Raw genomic sequence first — 16,110 nt, 5'->3', positions numbered from 1 at the left:
GTTTGCCGTCAGCGCGCCTGTGTGAAGAAAATCTTGACGGCGAAAAGCGAAAAGACGCCGGCGATCGTATAATCCAGTCCGCGCAGAATTTTCCGGTTGCGTTGCAGCCAGGCGGAGAGAACATCTGCGGCGATCACGATGCCGATGCCGATCGGCAGTGCGACGATGATTGACCAGATGCCGAGGAAAATCAGCTTGCCGGTCACATGCGGATCGGATGCGCTGACGAATTGCGGCAGGAAGGTCATGAAGAAGATGATGATCTTCGGATTCAGCAGGTTGACCCAGATGCCGTTCAGCAGGGCGGATTTGAGGGAGGCCTGCGCTTTTTCGCCGGTGCCTCTGACCATCACGAAATCCGAGCCCTTGCGGATCGCCTGAATGGCGAGCCAGACAAGATAAGCGGCTCCGCCGGTCTTCAGGATCATGAAAGCCGTCGGCGAGGCGACGATGAGGGCGGCGACACCGAAGGCGACCAGCATCGTGTGCACGGTGATGCCGATATTGGTTCCTACCAGGGTCATGAAGCCCGCCGCCCGGCCTTCGCGCAGGGAGCGGCTGATCCAGAGCGTCATGTCCGGACCCGGCGTTACCGCCAGGAGAAGGATGGCGATGGTGAAGGCGATCAGTGTTGGCAGGCTTGGAACGAAATCCATCGCGGTACCCGTAAAGCTGGAGACGGCCGTTGTTTAACGTGATTGCGGATTTCTGCCAATGTTTTTGAGTGGCGGCCCTAGCGCAGCGGTGGATTAAGCAGGGCGGGGCACCGCAATTTTCAGATCGCGGCGGCCCCTAGGCGTCAGTTCTTGAGGAAGCTGGTGAAGGCGGCGGAATATTCCGTGTGCCAGCGCGAGAGCGGCGGGCGGTTCTGGACGATATCATAGGCCGCCCAGAGAATGCGTTTCTCGTCCGTCGGGCGGTCAACCTCGCCATCCGGGCAGAGAATGTAGAAATCGCCCCGGCCGATGCTTTCGAGCATGAACTCGATGGTCTGTTCGCCGGTCCAGGCGCCTTCCGGTTTTTCCGTTCTGCCGTGGGCTGTAAGGCCTGTGAAGACGAAGCCGGGGATGAGGAGATGGGCGGAAACTCTACCATTTGGAACATTGCGCAACTCGTGTTGAAGCGCTTCCGTGAAGGTTTTGACGCCCGATTTCGAGACATTGTAGGCGGGATCGCCGGGAGGCGTGGTGATGCCCTGTTTCGAGCCGGTGTTGATGATGAGTGCCGGCTCACCATGGGCGATCATGCCCTGACCGAAGACACGGCTGCCATTCACAACGCCCATCAGATTGACGCTGATAATCTTTTCCCAGTTGGCCTGGGGACCGAAAATGGCGCTGCCAGGCTGGATGCCGGCATTGTTCATGAGGACGTGAACGCGCCCGAAACGCTGAATTACGGCGCGTTCCAGCGCCTCCAGCTCATCGAGTTTCGAGACGTCGGTTGGGATCGCAACGATTTGCGCCTCGCCGTCCCGGGCAAGTGCCAGAACGTCCGCATGCGCGGCGGCGAGTTTCTCGCCATCGAGATCGACGAGCACGACACTCATGCCGAAACCGGCGAATTTGCGGGCGGCGGCGAGTCCGATGCCAGAGGCCGCACCTGTTATGACGGCGACATTATCTTCCTTGAATGCGGGGTGGATGGTCGTCATAGGTTTCTCCTTCGCGTCGTTTCTGCTGTTTCCAGCGGTTTGCAACGTTGCCTGAACCTGAGTGGCTTCATTCACGGTTTTCAAGTCGATCGCGCCGCTTCATCATAAAGCGCGAATTTTCTAAATGCATGTGACAACGGCTTCGTTCCCCTCGGTGCAGCTGTCGTCACGTGCGTCACGCGTGTCCATCAATTGTTTTGTCGCTTATCTCACGGAAAAGCGCTTCACACATTTCGGGTTGCACTGTAAAAGTGCCGAAATCCCAAGGAAATGGCGGTGTCCCGATGCCGTCATCATGCAGATGGACATCACTATGGCACTCCCGAAAGACGTTAAGAAAGTCGTTCTCGCCTATTCCGGCGGCCTCGACACCTCGATCATTCTGAAATGGCTTCAGACGGAACTCGGCGCTGAGGTCGTTACCTTCACCGCCGATCTCGGCCAGGGCGAAGAGCTTGAGCCGGCACGCAAGAAGGCCGAGATGCTGGGCATCAAGGAAATTTTCATCGAGGACGTCCGTGAAGAGTTCGTGCGCGATTTCGTGTTTCCGATGTTCCGCGCCAACGCCGTCTACGAAGGCGTCTATCTGCTCGGCACCTCCATTGCCCGGCCGCTGATTTCCAAGCACCTGATCGAAATCGCCAGGAAGACCGGCGCCGACGCCATCGCCCATGGTGCGACCGGCAAAGGCAACGACCAGGTCCGTTTCGAGCTTTCGGCCTATGCACTGAACCCTGACATCAAGATCATCGCCCCGTGGCGCGACTGGACGTTCAAGAGCCGTACCGACCTCCTGAACTTTGCCGAACAGCACCAGATTCCGGTTGCCAAGGACAAGAAGGGCGAAGCGCCGTTCTCCGTCGACGCCAACCTGCTGCACTCCTCTTCCGAGGGCAAGGTTCTGGAAGACCCGGCGGTGGAAGCTCCTGAATATGTGCATATGCGCACGATCTCCCCGGAAGCCGCTCCCGACAAGGCAACCGTCATCAAGGTTGGTTTCCGAAAGGGTGATGCCTGCTCGATCAATGGTGTCGAGATGTCGCCTGCGACGCTTCTTGCCACGCTCAACAATTATGGCCGCGAAAACGGCATCGGCCGTCTCGATCTGGTCGAGAATCGCTTCGTCGGCATGAAGTCGCGCGGCGTTTACGAAACGCCCGGCGGTACCATCCTTCTTGCCGCGCATCGCGCCATCGAGTCCATCACGCTCGACCGGGGTGCTGCGCATCTGAAGGACGAGCTGATGCCGCGCTACGCCGAGTTGATCTATTACGGCTTCTGGTTCTCGCCGGAGCGCGAAATGCTGCAGGCCCTGATCGACAAGAGCCAGGAGCATGTGGAAGGCGAAGTCACGCTGAAGCTCTATAAGGGCAACGTCATGGTAACCGGCCGCGAGAGTGCCAAGTCGCTCTACTCCGACGCGCTGGTGACCTTTGAGGACGACCACGGCGCTTATGACCAGAAGGATGCGGCAGGCTTCATCAAGCTCAATGCGCTGCGTCTTCGCACGTTGGCAAAGCGCAATCTCAGCAAGTAATTCTGTTCTTGAAAAAATAACGAAACCCGCTGGTGGTGACACCGGCGGGTTTTTCATGTCGCTCTTCTGGAGACAATGCGGAAGCCGATGTAGCTGGCAACGGCCGTGAATTCCATCATGGGAATGATGACGCCGAAGCCTGTCAAAGGTGAACCGATGAGGGAGGCTGCAGCACCGCCGGCGAAGCCCGATCCCATCTGGATAAATCCCATCATGGCCGATGCCGAACCGGCGATATGCGGGAAGGGCGCAAGCGCTGCTGTCACCATCGAAGGGGTCAGCAGGGCGATGCCGACAGTCGCGACTGCAACGGGCCCCATGATCGAAAGGAACGATGGCGGCATCAGGAAAACTGACAATAAAATAAGGAGGCCGCCGGTTCCGGAAAAACAGAGGCCGATCACGACCGAGCGCCGGTCTCCCAGTCGGGGCGCGATGTAACGCAGGGCAATCGAGCCGAAGAAGTAGGCGCCTGTCTGCATCAGCATGCCGATGCCGAAGGCGGTGGGTGTCATGCCGACCTCGTTGATAAGGATGAAAGTCAGCATGGTGGCCTGCGCATAAAGCGCGCCGATGGAACCACCGAGCACCAGTGCAGCCAGAAGGAAACGTGGCGCGCTGAGCAGCGTGCCATAGGCCGACAGGAGCCGCCTCGGCCGGATGAGGCTCCTGTCCGGAACCGTTGTTTCCCGCAAAAAAATCACGACGGATAAAATGGCGATGGCTCCGAGCCCGACCATCAGAAAAAACACGGATTTCCAGCCGAAAGCCGCGAGTGAAAGTCCACCGATCGTCGGTCCGAGAGCAGGGCCGACCGCCAGCATGATACCAATGAGATTCATGATGCTGGAGGCTTCGGCGCCGGTAAACTGGTCGCGCACCACGGCACGCGCCACCGTCATACCGACCGAAGCACCGATGCCCTGAACCAGCCGGGCGAAAAGCAGCACTTCGATCGTCGGCGCGGAAATGGCCACCAGGCCGCCGCCCAGAAAGATCAGGAGGAAGACGATGCTTGCCTTTCGCCGACCGAAGGCATCCGATGCCGGCCCGGCGAGCAGTTGCGCCAGCGCGAACCCGGCAAAATAGAGGGACAGGCTGAGCTTGACGGCGGACTGGTCAGTGGCAAAAACCCGCGTCAGTTCCGGCATGGCGGGTGTGTAAATCGCCATGGATATGGGCGCAAGCGCCGTCAAAAACGCACCAAGCATCGCCGTGCGTTTCGTGGACATGATCGGTTTTGGCGACATGGTGATCAGCCGTTCTGCCCCGGTTGTTCCGGCTGCAGATTGTCACGAAGGGTTTGCAGAAAGTGGCGGAACAGCGCCACCTCCTCGTCATTCAGGCCCTGGGTGGCGTGGCGGACGAGTTCATCTATTTCCTGCCGCACGGCTTCCAGCATGTCGGCTGAGGATTTGGTCAGCACAATACGCTTGGAGCGTCTGTCCTGCGGGTCCTGCTGCCGCTCGATGAGATCGAGGGACTGCAACTTATCAAGATAGGCGCAGATCGTCATGGGTTCTATTCCGAGGCGAGCGGCGATGTCCGACTGTTTGCTGCCGTCAACGACAGCGACCGTCAGCAGCGCGCGCGCCTCGCCGGGGGTCAGGCCCAGTCCGGCCTCGGATATACGGCGCTCAAAAGCACTGTTCAGCAGGCGTGCACCGCTGTTCAGCAAAAATGCCAATGAATCTTTTTCGCGTTTCGTGCCCATGCTTCGCCTTTTCGTAAGTCAGCCTTACTAAAATCCAGGCGATAATCAATGGTACACAAATCATATTACCGAAAATCGAGTAAACTATATGTCACTTCGATCGCAAGGTATCCCGCAACCCGGTCTAGGACCGTCACGCCAAAGCAAAAAAAGACAGAACGTCCTGCATTTTTTCAACCTCGTCTGCGGTGCCGATGGAACGGGCAATTTCAGCTCGGTCGGAAAAATAGGTCAGGAAGTCGAATTCCGTGTCCTCGGTCACATCAGCTATGTCGATGACCTCACCGCTGGCACTAAGGGTTTGTGCCGGAAGTTCGGACGAAAGTTCAAAAAGGGTGTCCTGGCTGATTTTTCCCGCATGGTAATAATCTCGGGCGATTTCGCGCAGGTCGCGCGGGCTGATGCGGGTAAAATCTATCCCTCTTACCGTCTCTTCAAAGCCTGAGGCTGCATCGGATTTTCCGGCCTTGCCGAAATCGGCAATGCCCACGGATCTTGCGTTTCTGGAATTGTCCCTGAAAAGGAAATTATTAGAGGCCCTTAAAGAATAAATCTCCATAATACATATCTCCGTCATGGGATATTATTTAAAGAAGCAGACCATGATGTCGTCATATCGGTCAATACTTGGAAATGAAGGCGAGTGCGTATTCCACACCAAATTCCGATATTGAATTGGCGGCGGCGGCGTGCCCATATGGCTAAACCGGAATTGTACGAGGAACATGAAATGCCATCTGAGACCGCGCTTTATCCCGCACTCGTTCACTGGAACGGTCACAATGGTCTGCCAAAATTCGATTCAGTCAGGGATGAGGATTTCGCTCCGGCCTTTGACGCCGCACTTGGTTCCCATGAGCAGGAGATCGATGCGATCGCAGCCAATGTCGAGGCGCCGACATTTGTAAACACTGTAACTGGGCTTGAGGTCGCGGGTGACGATCTTTCACGCATTTCGGCGCTGTTCTGGAACAGGGCAGGAGCGAACACCAATGGCGTGATCCAGGCGCTGGAGCGGGAGATTGCTCCGAAAATGTCGCGGCACTATTCTAAAATCGGCATGAACGCGGCTCTGTTCAAGCGCATCGATACCTTGTGGGAAAAACGCGAGACACTTGGGCTGACGGGTGAGGAAAACCGTGTTCTCGAACGGCACTGGAAGGGTTTCGTGCGCTCCGGCGCGAAATTGCCGAAAGACCGGCAGGAGCGGCTGGCGGTGATCAATGAGGAGCTGGCCGGTCTCGGTGCAAAGTTCGGGCAGAATGTACTGGCGGATGAAAAGAACTGGAAGCTCTTGCTTTCCACGGAAGAGGAACTTGCCGGCATTCCCGGTTTTCTGCGCGACGCAATGGCGGGTGCGGCCCGTGAGCATGGCGAGGATGGCATGTTCGCCGTCACCCTTTCCCGTTCCATCATCGAGCCCTTCCTGACATTTTCCGAACGTCGAGACCTGCGTGAACAGGCCTTCAGGGCATGGGTGGCGCGCGGTGAAAACGGCGGCGAGACCGACAATCGAGAGATCGTCCGCCGCACGCTTGAACTGCGAGAGGAGAAGGCGAAGCTTCTCGGTTATGCGAATTTCGCCGCCTATAAGCTTGACGACACGATGGCAAAGACGCCCGATGCCGTGAACGGCCTTCTGGGGCAGGTCTGGGAAAAGGCCGTTCGCCGCGCGGGTGAGGAGGAGGCTGAGCTTGCCGCCATCATCGCCGCGGAGGGCAAAAACCACGACGTTCTGCCATGGGACTGGCGACATTACGCCGAAAAGCTCCGCGCTCAGAAATTCAATTTCTCCGAGGCGGAACTGAAACCTTATCTGCAGCTGGAAAAGATCATTGAAGCCTGCTTCGATGTGGCCGGGCGGCTGTTTGGAATTCGTGCCGTCGAGGTCAAGGGTGTCGCCGCCTATCACCCGGACGTCCGGGTTTTCGAGATCCGCGACGACCAGGGCGATCTGAAGGCCATGTTCCTCGGCGATTATTTCGCGCGGCCCTCAAAGCGATCAGGCGCATGGATGAGTTCGTTCCAATCGCAGCACAAGTTGCCGCTGAAAAATGGTACGGTTGGAGAAATCCCGATTATTTATAATGTCTGCAACTTCGCCAAACCGGCCGAAGGTAAGCCCGCGCTTCTTTCGCTTGACGATGCGCGTACACTCTTCCACGAATTCGGCCACGCGTTGCATGGCATGTTGTCCGATGTCACCTACCCCTCGGTGTCGGGAACGGGCGTATCGCGCGATTTCGTCGAATTGCCCTCGCAGCTTTACGAACACTGGCTGACTGTGCCGGAAATCCTGGAAAAATATGCCCTGCATTACGAAACCGGTGCCGCAATGCCGAAGGCGCTGCTGGACAAGGTTCTGGCTGCACAGACCTTCAATGCCGGCTTCAGCACGGTGGAGTTTACCTCTTCGGCGATTGTCGACATGGCGTTCCATACGCGCGACAGCGTCGACGACCCGATGGCCGTGCAGGGTGAGGTTCTTTCAACGCTCGACATGCCTGAATCCATCGTCATGCGCCATGCGACACCGCATTTTCAGCACGTTTTCTCCGGCGACGGTTATTCCGCTGGATATTATTCTTACATGTGGTCGGAAGTGCTGGATGCCGATGCCTTTTCCGCCTTCGAGGAAACCGGCAATGCCTTCGATAGCGATATGGCGCGGCGGCTGAAGGACAACATCTACTCCGTCGGTGGTTCCGTGGATCCCGAGGAAGCCTATCTCGCCTTCCGCGGCAAGATGCCGAGCCCGGACGCGATGCTTTCGAAGCGCGGTCTCCTATAAGAGACTGTCATATTTCTGAGCTAGAAGCTGAGCGCAGGGGGCTTATGACATGAGCCCCCCTTTCGCATTTGCAAAAAAAAGGTTATGAGCGCGCCAAACTAAATTGGCGTTTCTCATCAATATAGCGCCCAACCTCAGAGATTTTGAACAATGGCACTTCGCAACATCGCGATCATCGCGCACGTTGACCATGGAAAAACGACGCTTGTTGACGAGCTTCTGAAGCAATCCGGTTCGTTCCGTGAAAACCAGCGCGTGATGGAACGCGTGATGGATTCCAACGACATCGAAAAAGAGCGCGGCATCACCATTCTCGCCAAGGCGACCTCGATCGAGTGGAAAGATACCCGCATCAACATCGTCGACACCCCCGGTCACGCCGACTTCGGCGGTGAAGTCGAGCGTATCCTGTCAATGGTGGATGGCGCGATCGTTCTCGTTGACGCTGCCGAAGGCCCTATGCCGCAGACGAAGTTCGTGGTTGGCAAGGCGCTGAAGGTCGGCCTTCGCCCGATCGTCGCCATCAACAAGATCGACCGTCCGGATGCCCGCCATGAGGAAGTCGTCAACGAAGTCTTCGACCTTTTCGCGGCTCTGGATGCAACCGACGAGCAACTCGACTTCCCGATCCTCTACGGCTCGGGCCGTTCCGGCTGGATGAACGTCAATCCGGAAGGCCCGACTGATGAAGGTCTTGCGCCGCTTCTCGATCTCGTCGTCAAGCACGTGCCGGAGCCCAAGGTCGAAGAAGGTCCGTTCCGCATGATCGGCACGATCCTCGAAGCCAACAACTTCCTCGGCCGCATCATCACCGGCCGTATCGCTTCCGGTTCGATCAAGCCGAACCAGGCGGTCAAGGTTCTCGGCCAGGATGGCAAGCTGATTGAAAACGGCCGCATCTCCAAGATTCTTGCTTTCCGTGGCATCGAGCGCACCTCGATCGAAGAAGCCCATGCAGGCGACATCGTTGCCATCGCAGGTCTCTCCAAGGGCACCGTCGCCGACACGTTCTGTGACCCGGCCGTCATGGAGCCGATGCAGGCGCAGCCGATCGATCCGCCAACCGTTACCATGTCCTTCATCGTCAACGATTCGCCGCTCGCCGGCACCGAAGGCGACAAGGTGACGAGCCGCGTCATCCGCGACCGTCTGTTCAAGGAGGCCGAAGGTAACGTTGCGCTGAAGATCGAAGAATCCGCCGACAAGGATTCCTTCTTCGTATCTGGCCGTGGCGAATTGCAGCTGGCGGTTCTGATCGAAAATATGCGCCGCGAAGGTTTTGAGCTTGCCGTTTCGCGTCCGCGCGTCGTCATGCACAAGGATGAGAACGGCCAGCTGATGGAGCCGGTCGAAGAAGTTGTCATCGACGTGGATGAGGAGCATTCCGGCGTCGTCGTGCAGAAGATGTCCGAGCGCAAGGCCGAAATGGTCGAGCTTCGCCCCTCCGGCGGCAACCGCGTCCGTCTGGTGTTCTTCGCGCCGACCCGTGGTCTGATCGGTTACCAGTCGGAACTCCTGACCGACACGCGCGGTACGGCCGTCATGAACCGCCTGTTCCACGACTACCAGCCTTACAAGGGCGAGATCGGCGGTCGCGTCAACGGCGTTCTGCTGTCGAACGAGTCGGGCGAAGCTGTTGCCTATGCTCTGTTCAACCTCGAAGATCGCGGCCCGATGATCATCGATGCAGGTGAGAAGGTTTATGCAGGCATGATCATCGGCATTCACAGCCGTGACAACGACCTCGACGTGAACGTGCTGAAGGGCAAGAAGCTCACCAACATCCGCGCCGCCGGCAAGGATGAAGCCGTGAAGCTCACCCCCCCGATCAAGTTCACGCTGGAGCGCGCGCTTTCCTGGATTCAGGATGACGAACTCGTTGAAGTCACGCCGAAGTCGATCCGTCTTCGCAAGCTCTATCTCGATCCGAATGACCGCAAGCGTTTCGAAAAGGCAAAGCTTGCTGCCAGCTGATCGGTTCGATCCCTCTTTCGAAAACCCGGCCTTGCGCCGGGTTTTTTTATGCATTCTTTTTTATGTGTGCATGAGTCGAAAGGCGCTTTGCCAAAGGTTAAGGATGCGTTAATTTTTTCTGGTCGTCCACATGAATAGGCTGTGGGTAAGCTTGCCGGCGTTAACCTTTATGACTGGTAAGTTTCCGTGGCCGGGGCCAGAATCGCGTTATGAAAACGTTATCCATCGATGTTCGCCGTGCTGAACCGCAAGATGCGCGCGCCATATCCGAGGCGCACCGTCTGTCGTGGCAACAGGCCTATGCCGGGCTTATCCCGCATCGGCCGTTGACGCAGATGCTCGAGCGCCGTGGCGAAATCTGGTGGAAAAAGGCAACCAAGGGTTCAGCAACCATGCTGGTGGTTGAAGTGGCGGGCGTTGTTGCCGGCTACGCGACGCTGGGCCTCAGCCGGGCGCGCGGACTGCCGCATGACGGCGAAATTTACGAACTCTATCTCCGTCCGGAATATCAGGGCATCGGCCTCGGATCACTGCTTTTCACGGAAGCGCGACGGTTGCTGACCTCGCTTGGCTGCAACGGTATTGTCGTCTGGTGCCTTGAGGACAGCGATGTAGCCAATCGCTTTTTCCGCTCGCATGGCGGGCGCGACATTGCCGAAGGCATGGAAGATTTCGGTGGCAAATCACTTCGCAAGGTCGGTTTCGTCTGGAATTGACGGCGCAAATTCCGGGATTGTCGTTTAGTGTCCGGTCGTGACCACATCGCTGGCACCCAATTTATCCATTATGCCTTATATGCCCACAGCCGTGTTGCAATGCGCAGACTTTCCCAGTATCGAAAACCAAATCCAACCCGTCGAATGAGGGAAGCGAATGCGTATCGATGCAATTTCCGTAGGCAAAAATCCGCCGGAAGACGTTAATGTTATCGTTGAAGTGCCGGTCGGTGGACACCCGATCAAGTACGAGATGGACAAGGATGCCGGTGCGCTGATCGTTGATCGCTTCCTCTACACGCCGATGACCTATCCGGGTAACTATGGTTTCGTACCGCACACCCTGTCCGACGATGGCGATCCGATCGACGTTCTCATCTGCAACACCCGCCCGCTGGTACCGGGCTGCGTCATCAATGTTCGTCCCATCGGCGTGATGATAATGGAAGATGATGGCGGCAAGGACGAGAAGATTCTGGCGGTTCCGGTTCCGAAACTGACCCGTCGTTACGACAAGGTCAATAATTACACCGATCTTCCGGAAATCACGCTGAAGCAGATCGAGCACTTCTTCGAGCACTACAAGGATCTGGAGCCCGGCAAGTGGGTGAAGATGGGCGGCTGGCAGGATGTTGACGTTGCCAAGAAGCTGATCGTCGAAGCCATCGAGCGCTACAAGGCGCAGGGCTGATCTGGTCTAAAGCTTTTTCAATCGGTCTTCAAAATCCTCCGGGTCGGTGTCGATCCGGAGGATTTTTTTGCGCGCTGTTTCGCCCGAAACGAAGCTGATGGCGGTTTTGGGTACGCCAAGTTTCTTTGCCAGCAAAACAGTTAGGGCCTTGTTCGCCTTACCGCCTTCCGGCACGGCGCTGACCCGGGCCTTTAGCTGTGCGTTTCCGTCCGCATCGAGCTCGACTCCATCAATCGCGTCCCGCCCGCCATTCGGCGTGAGGCGAACGGAGAGCCGGATATGATCACCGTGTTTTTGCCAGCAGCCGTTCACGCGAACATCGGGTACAGCGTGTTCCACATGAAGGAGCGGATGAAGAAGATGATCAGGAGCACGATGATCGGCGAAATGTCGATGCCACCGAGATTGGGCAGAACGCGACGGATGGGGCGCAGAACCGGTTCCGTGACATTGAACAGAAAGCTGCCGATGGCGTTCACGAACTGGTTGCGGGAATTGATGACGTTGAAGGCGTAAAGCCATGAAAAAATGGCGCTGCCAATCAGCACCCAGGTATAGAGGTTCAAGGCCAGATCGATGGTCTGAAACAGGGCAAGCATCAATATCTCCGTATCTTGGTTGCAAGACATTTAGACATTCGTCGCTGAACCGGCAAGTGTTGCGCCGAATCGTAATCATCACCGGTTAGATCCACCTGCTGTGATCGTGGTCTAACTCATAACCGGGCGGCAGGATTTCACGCAAAAACCGCTCACACTTTGCGCGATCGCGATGGTGAGGGCTGGTGATTCCTGTCATATCGATTTATTGCCATCACACATTTTCTTCGCGAGCACCCAGCCGATGTCTCTTCCTTCTGCCGAAAACCGTTTCGGTGCATTCCGGCATTCATCCTATCGACGTTTCTTCAGCGCCCGGTTTTTTTCGGCCTTTGCCATACAGATCGTCAGTGTTTCGGTTGGGTGGCAAATGTATGAAGTGACCGGCAATGCCTTTTATCTCGGCCTGATCGGTCTTTTCCAGTTTCTGCCGTCCCTTCTTTTGATCCTTGTTACGGGAACGGTTGCCGACCGTCACAATCGCCGGCGTATTATGGCCATATGCCTGATGGTTGCGGCGCTCTGTGCCGTCGCTCTTCTGGCGCTGACACTCACGCACAGCTTTTCCCCTTGGCCGGTCTTTGCCATTCTTGTCGTCTTCGGCATAGAGCGCGCTTTCATGGGACCGGCGGTCCAGTCGCTGGCGCCCAATCTCGTGCCGGTGGAGGATTTGCCGAACGCCATCGCCTGGAATTCTTCTTCCTGGCAGATGGCCTCCATTCTCGGTCCCGTTGCCGGCGGCCTGCTTTATGGTCTCGGCGCCTCCGTTGCCTACAGTGTGGCGCTCGTGCTCTTTATCGTCTCCGCAGGACTTGCGGTGGCGATCCGCAAGCCGGAACAACGCGGCCCGGCAAAGGCGATCAGCCTCGAAACCATGCTCGCCGGGTTTAAATTCATCTCGCAGGAAAAGATCGTCCTCGGTGCAATATCGCTCGATCTCTTCGCGGTGTTGCTGGGTGGCGCGGTTGCATTGATGCCGATCTTTGCCAAGGAAGTGCTGACGCTCGGCCCGTGGGGCCTCGGGCTTCTGCGCGCGGCGCCCGGTATCGGCGCCATCACCGTCGCCGTTATTCTGGCATTCAAGCCCATTCGTCACCATGCCGGCCTGCTGATGTTCGCTGGCGTTGGCCTTTTCGGCGTTTCAACCGTGGTCTTCGGACTTTCGCAAACCGCGTGGCTGTCCATCGCCGCGTTGGTAGTCATGGGCGCATCGGACATGGTATCGGTTTATGTGCGAGAAACGTTGATCGCGCTTTGGACACCGGATGAGGTACGCGGGCGTGTGAACGCGGTGAACATGGTCTTCGTCGGCGCATCGAACGAACTGGGTGAGTTTCGTGCCGGCACCATGGCTCATGTTGTGGGTGCCGTTCCAGCCGTTGTCATCGGCGGGGCTGGCACGCTCGCCGTGGCGGTCATCTGGGCGCTCGGCTTTTCCAAGCTGCGCAAGATCGACAATCTCGACGCGCCGCACTGACAGCGATGGGTCTCAGATCGTCTTGGCTTTTCTTCGAAGCGCAAAAACGATCCAACTTTTTGTTTTCACGGATTTTCCGGACGTAAAGCCGCAGCGCATCTTTACCGGAAATGCTCTAGCGCTGCGCCTTGCCCTCAAAAACCAGATCGAGAAAATTGCTGAGCCATGCCCTGAGCGGCGTATCAAACAGCATGCGGCCTTCCAGATGCTGGCTGCCCACCTGGGCATTGGGCATGCCGAAACGCTGCGCGCCGCGCACCACCCAGCTATGCATCATGGCACGGGTCAGTTCGGCGTGAAACTGCAGGCCCCAGGCATTTTTTCCATATCGATAGGCCTGGTTGGGGTAGGTTTCGCCCGATGCCAGAAGTTCGGCTCCACGCGGCAGCTCAAAGCCTTCGCGATGGAAGTGATAGACCATCTTCGGCCAGTGCGGCATCAGAAGCCGCCCATGTTCGGTGGCATGGAGCGGATACCAGCCAATCTCCACCTTGCCGTCCCTGTCGGCTTCCACCCTGCCGCCCAAATGTTTGGACAACATCTGCGCACCGAGACAGATGCCGAGAAAAGGCTTGTTTTCCTTCAGCGGCACTTTCAGCCAGTCGATTTCGGCTTTGACATAATCATGCGGATCATTGGCGCTCATCGGGCCGCCGAAAATGATGGCTCCGGCGTGTTTTTCCAGCGTCTGCGGCAGGTCATCGCCGAGCGCGGGACGCCTTACATCCAGACGATACCCTTTTTCCACCAGCATCTGGCCGACGCGACCGGGCGTGGAGCGTTCCTGATGCAGGACGATGAGCAGCGAAGGTTGTTGTTTCTGTTGCCTGGAGGGGTCAAACAGCATCGTCTTCGTTTTCGCTTTCTTCAGCGGGTCCGGACCTCGTGGCGGCCTGCTGACGTTGCAGGACCCTGTCGCGCACGGAAACACCCAGCAGATCCGCGACACGCCAGATCACATGGTCTTCCATCTCGCTTCGTTCGCCGTCAGCGTAAACAATATCCCATAATATGCCAATAAGCTCCACGCGCTGATCTTCATCCAGGTGGCGACGGATATCGGTGGTAAAGCGGTAATAATCGACGGCTTCCTTGCCGGCCTCCTGGCCGGCGGCGAGCAGGGCATCAAGCTTGCCGCCGTCGAGATGATAATATTCATGCAGAATTTCGCGAAGACGATCACGCTCGCTTTTCGAGATGGTGCCATCGGCTTCCATGACCTGGAAACAGAGGGCGGCTACCGCCACCCTCAGATCATCGGGACTGAAATCACCTGCCTGCGGGCCGACGAGGTTCTGAATAAACGACTGTATTTGCTGGAACATCGATAGCCTGCTCGTCAGAAGAGTTTGAGCCGTGTCTTGGGTTCGGCTTCCGCGCCGGATTTCTTCACACCCGGATCATCTGGCGCACCGCCGAAAAAGGGCACTGCTTCGGCCTTTTCATTCGCCGCTTCGGTTTCCACCGGCGCTTCGATCGTGACGGGCTTTTTCTCCGTCGGAGCCGAAACACTCGGTTTTACCTCTATGGGCTCAGCCGAAGCCTGCTTTGGCTCCGCACGGGTCTCGGGCGCGGTTTCCACGACGACAGTCTTTACCGTCGGTTCGGTCCTTGCGGGTGCTGCGGCAATCGCGTTTTCGATTGTCAGATCTTCAACAGGGCCTTCCAGCTGCCCGAAAGGCGCTTTCCATTCGAAGGCATCGAGACGACCCGTGACAGGCGAGACCGGCAGCCATTTTTCAGAGACGATACCGTCGGCGACCCATGCCGGATCACGCGGCGCGCGCAGTGCCTGCGCCATCCAGTAGCGCACACGGCCCTGATCGCCGGTTTCGGCCTCCTCGATATCAGCCATCAAGAGGAAGATGCTTTCGCGCGGCTCGATCCGGGCGGCGGCCTCGGCCTTCGTCCGGGCCTTGGCGAATTCCTTGGCGTCGAGCGCCGCCTGCGCCACTGCAAACAGGGATTCGATGTTGTTGGGCTTCAGACTTTCAAGCCGCTCTGCCCGCTTCAGCCGGTCGATGGCGGTATCGCCGCTGCGGGCGCGTACGTAAAGTTCGGCGATCTGCGGATGCGGATCGTTTTTCCAGACGGGTTCAAGAATCGCGGCGGCCTTGCGCAGATTGTCTTCGCGCAGGTAGGACTTTGCCGCGATAAGCGCTGCCGGGACGAGGCCTTTTGCAAGCTTGAGAGCGTGCTTCGCGTCCTCGCGCGCACCTACCGGGTCGCTTTCCAGTTTCTCGCCGGCCTTGGCAGTGAGAAGCACGGCTTTCAGCCGCTCCGCCTCGCCGCGTTCGATGACGCTGGCCGCCTTCTGCTGATCAAGCAGACGGATGGCATCGTCCCACTGCCCATTGCGGCATCGGTTTTCCAACGTCGCCTGTGCCGCCCATGGCAGATAGGGTGCTTTTTCCGCGGCGTCCTCGGCATATTGCTGGGCGGCTTCGTAAGCGCCCTGACGACGTGCCTCGATATAGAGGCCGCGAAGGCCGAGTTCACGCGTTTCGGGATCACGCGCCATGGCCTCGAACTTACGGCGCGCCTCATCATATTTGCCTTCGATGAGATCGGCCTGTGCATCGAGCAGGTGAATCAGCGGCTCCTGATCGGCACTCAGTAGTCCCTGCGTGCGGGCCGTCATCTTCCGTGCAAGAATGGCATTACCAGCGCCAGCGGCGATGAGGCCAGTGGAGAGCGCCTGATAACCGCGGTCGCGCTTGCGCGCGCGGAAATAACGACGGGCGGCATTAGGCGAAGTCCATACGGCGTTGACGATCCACCAGAGCAACATGGCAGCAGCGATGAGCGCCGCGATGATGGAGGCTGCGACCATCAGGCTCATTTCGATCAGCTGACCTTGCCAGACGATGGAAAGGACGCCCGGCCTGTCAGCCAGCCAGGAGAAACCGAAACCGAGGGCCAGAACGATAACGGCGAAAGTCAGAATTCTGGTCATG

Annotated in this window: 16 protein-coding genes; 6 read left to right on the top strand and 10 right to left on the bottom strand. The window is 57.8% G+C overall.

Features of this window, described 5'->3' with window-relative positions; all coding sequences use genetic code 11:
* Positions 1-8: 8 nt before the first annotated feature.
* On the bottom strand, positions 9-656 hold the full coding sequence (locus EGT36_RS05055) for a LysE family translocator (protein ID WP_037090197.1): 648 nt from the start codon (positions 654-656) through the stop codon (positions 9-11).
* Between the two features lie 143 nt (positions 657-799).
* The gene (locus EGT36_RS05050; RefSeq protein ID WP_004443871.1) at positions 800-1,654 is read right to left on the bottom strand and encodes an SDR family NAD(P)-dependent oxidoreductase; all 855 of its coding nucleotides are present in this window, start codon (positions 1,652-1,654) and stop codon (positions 800-802) included.
* Positions 1,655-1,967: 313 nt separating this feature from the next.
* On the opposite strand from EGT36_RS05050, the gene EGT36_RS05045 reads away from it, so the two are divergent.
* Positions 1,968-3,191, top strand: coding sequence for an argininosuccinate synthase (locus EGT36_RS05045; protein ID WP_004443869.1), 1,224 nt, complete (start codon positions 1,968-1,970; stop codon positions 3,189-3,191).
* Between the two features lie 53 nt (positions 3,192-3,244).
* On the opposite strand, the gene EGT36_RS05040 is transcribed toward EGT36_RS05045, so the two are convergent.
* The 3 genes from EGT36_RS05040 to EGT36_RS05030 form a co-directional block, all read right to left on the bottom strand.
* Complete coding sequence (locus EGT36_RS05040; protein ID WP_004443867.1) at positions 3,245-4,441, bottom strand: multidrug effflux MFS transporter; 1,197 nt, start codon at positions 4,439-4,441, stop codon at positions 3,245-3,247.
* A 5-nt stretch (positions 4,442-4,446) separates the two neighbouring features.
* A complete protein-coding gene (locus tag EGT36_RS05035) occupies positions 4,447-4,905 on the bottom strand; it encodes a MarR family winged helix-turn-helix transcriptional regulator (RefSeq protein ID WP_006698248.1) in 459 nt (152 codons plus the stop codon).
* A 133-nt stretch (positions 4,906-5,038) separates the two neighbouring features.
* Positions 5,039-5,464: a hypothetical protein gene (locus tag EGT36_RS05030; RefSeq protein WP_037090200.1), complete on the bottom strand. Its 426-nt coding sequence runs from the start codon at positions 5,462-5,464 to the stop codon at positions 5,039-5,041.
* Between the two features lie 171 nt (positions 5,465-5,635).
* On the opposite strand from EGT36_RS05030, the gene EGT36_RS05025 reads away from it, so the two are divergent.
* The 4 genes from EGT36_RS05025 (at position 5,636) to ppa (ending at position 11,077) form a co-directional block, all read left to right on the top strand.
* Positions 5,636-7,696, top strand: a complete 2,061-nt coding sequence (locus EGT36_RS05025) for a M3 family metallopeptidase (protein WP_037090202.1) — start codon at positions 5,636-5,638, stop codon at positions 7,694-7,696.
* Between the two features lie 150 nt (positions 7,697-7,846).
* Positions 7,847-9,670, top strand: coding sequence for a translational GTPase TypA (gene typA, locus EGT36_RS05020; protein ID WP_004443860.1), 1,824 nt, complete (start codon positions 7,847-7,849; stop codon positions 9,668-9,670).
* 209 nt (positions 9,671-9,879) lie between these two features.
* Complete coding sequence (locus EGT36_RS05015) at positions 9,880-10,386, top strand: GNAT family N-acetyltransferase (RefSeq protein WP_004443858.1); 507 nt, start codon at positions 9,880-9,882, stop codon at positions 10,384-10,386.
* Between the two features lie 157 nt (positions 10,387-10,543).
* The gene (gene ppa / locus EGT36_RS05010) at positions 10,544-11,077 is read left to right on the top strand and encodes an inorganic diphosphatase (RefSeq protein ID WP_004443856.1); all 534 of its coding nucleotides are present in this window, start codon (positions 10,544-10,546) and stop codon (positions 11,075-11,077) included.
* A gap of 6 nt (positions 11,078-11,083) precedes the next feature.
* Here the strand turns inward: ppa and EGT36_RS30430 are convergent, their stop codons facing one another.
* Entirely contained in the window at positions 11,084-11,389 is a 306-nt protein-coding gene (locus tag EGT36_RS30430; RefSeq protein WP_037090205.1) for a DUF167 domain-containing protein, read from the bottom strand.
* Positions 11,386-11,676, bottom strand: coding sequence for a YggT family protein (locus EGT36_RS30425; RefSeq protein WP_004443850.1), 291 nt, complete (start codon positions 11,674-11,676; stop codon positions 11,386-11,388). Before EGT36_RS30425 ends, EGT36_RS30430 begins: the two co-directional genes overlap by 4 nt.
* A gap of 244 nt (positions 11,677-11,920) precedes the next feature.
* Between EGT36_RS30425 and EGT36_RS05000 the strand changes: the two genes are divergently transcribed.
* Positions 11,921-13,153 carry an MFS transporter gene (locus EGT36_RS05000; RefSeq protein ID WP_004443847.1) on the top strand — a complete coding sequence of 411 codons (1,233 nt, stop codon included), beginning with the start codon at positions 11,921-11,923 and terminating at the stop codon, positions 13,151-13,153.
* A 115-nt stretch (positions 13,154-13,268) separates the two neighbouring features.
* Here the strand turns inward: EGT36_RS05000 and EGT36_RS04995 are convergent, their stop codons facing one another.
* Genes EGT36_RS04995 through EGT36_RS04985 form a run of 3 tightly spaced genes read right to left on the bottom strand, consistent with a single transcriptional unit; the run spans position 13,269 to position 16,109 of the window.
* Positions 13,269-14,000: a glutamine amidotransferase gene (locus tag EGT36_RS04995; RefSeq protein ID WP_035207930.1), complete on the bottom strand. Its 732-nt coding sequence runs from the start codon at positions 13,998-14,000 to the stop codon at positions 13,269-13,271.
* Positions 13,990-14,478 (bottom strand): tellurite resistance TerB family protein, encoded by a 489-nt coding sequence (locus EGT36_RS04990; protein WP_004443844.1) that lies wholly within the window; start codon positions 14,476-14,478, stop codon positions 13,990-13,992. Before EGT36_RS04990 ends, EGT36_RS04995 begins: the two co-directional genes overlap by 11 nt.
* A 14-nt stretch (positions 14,479-14,492) precedes the next feature.
* The gene (locus EGT36_RS04985; RefSeq protein WP_035207929.1) at positions 14,493-16,109 is read right to left on the bottom strand and encodes a heme biosynthesis protein HemY; all 1,617 of its coding nucleotides are present in this window, start codon (positions 16,107-16,109) and stop codon (positions 14,493-14,495) included.
* Between the last annotated feature and the right edge of the window lies 1 nt (position 16,110).

This window comes from Agrobacterium sp. FDAARGOS_525, from assembly GCF_003938925.1.
Classification (GTDB): domain Bacteria; phylum Pseudomonadota; class Alphaproteobacteria; order Rhizobiales; family Rhizobiaceae; genus Agrobacterium; species Agrobacterium pusense.
The sequence above is the reverse complement of the archived record's forward strand: the minus strand, read 5'-3'. Positions and strand labels throughout refer to the sequence as shown.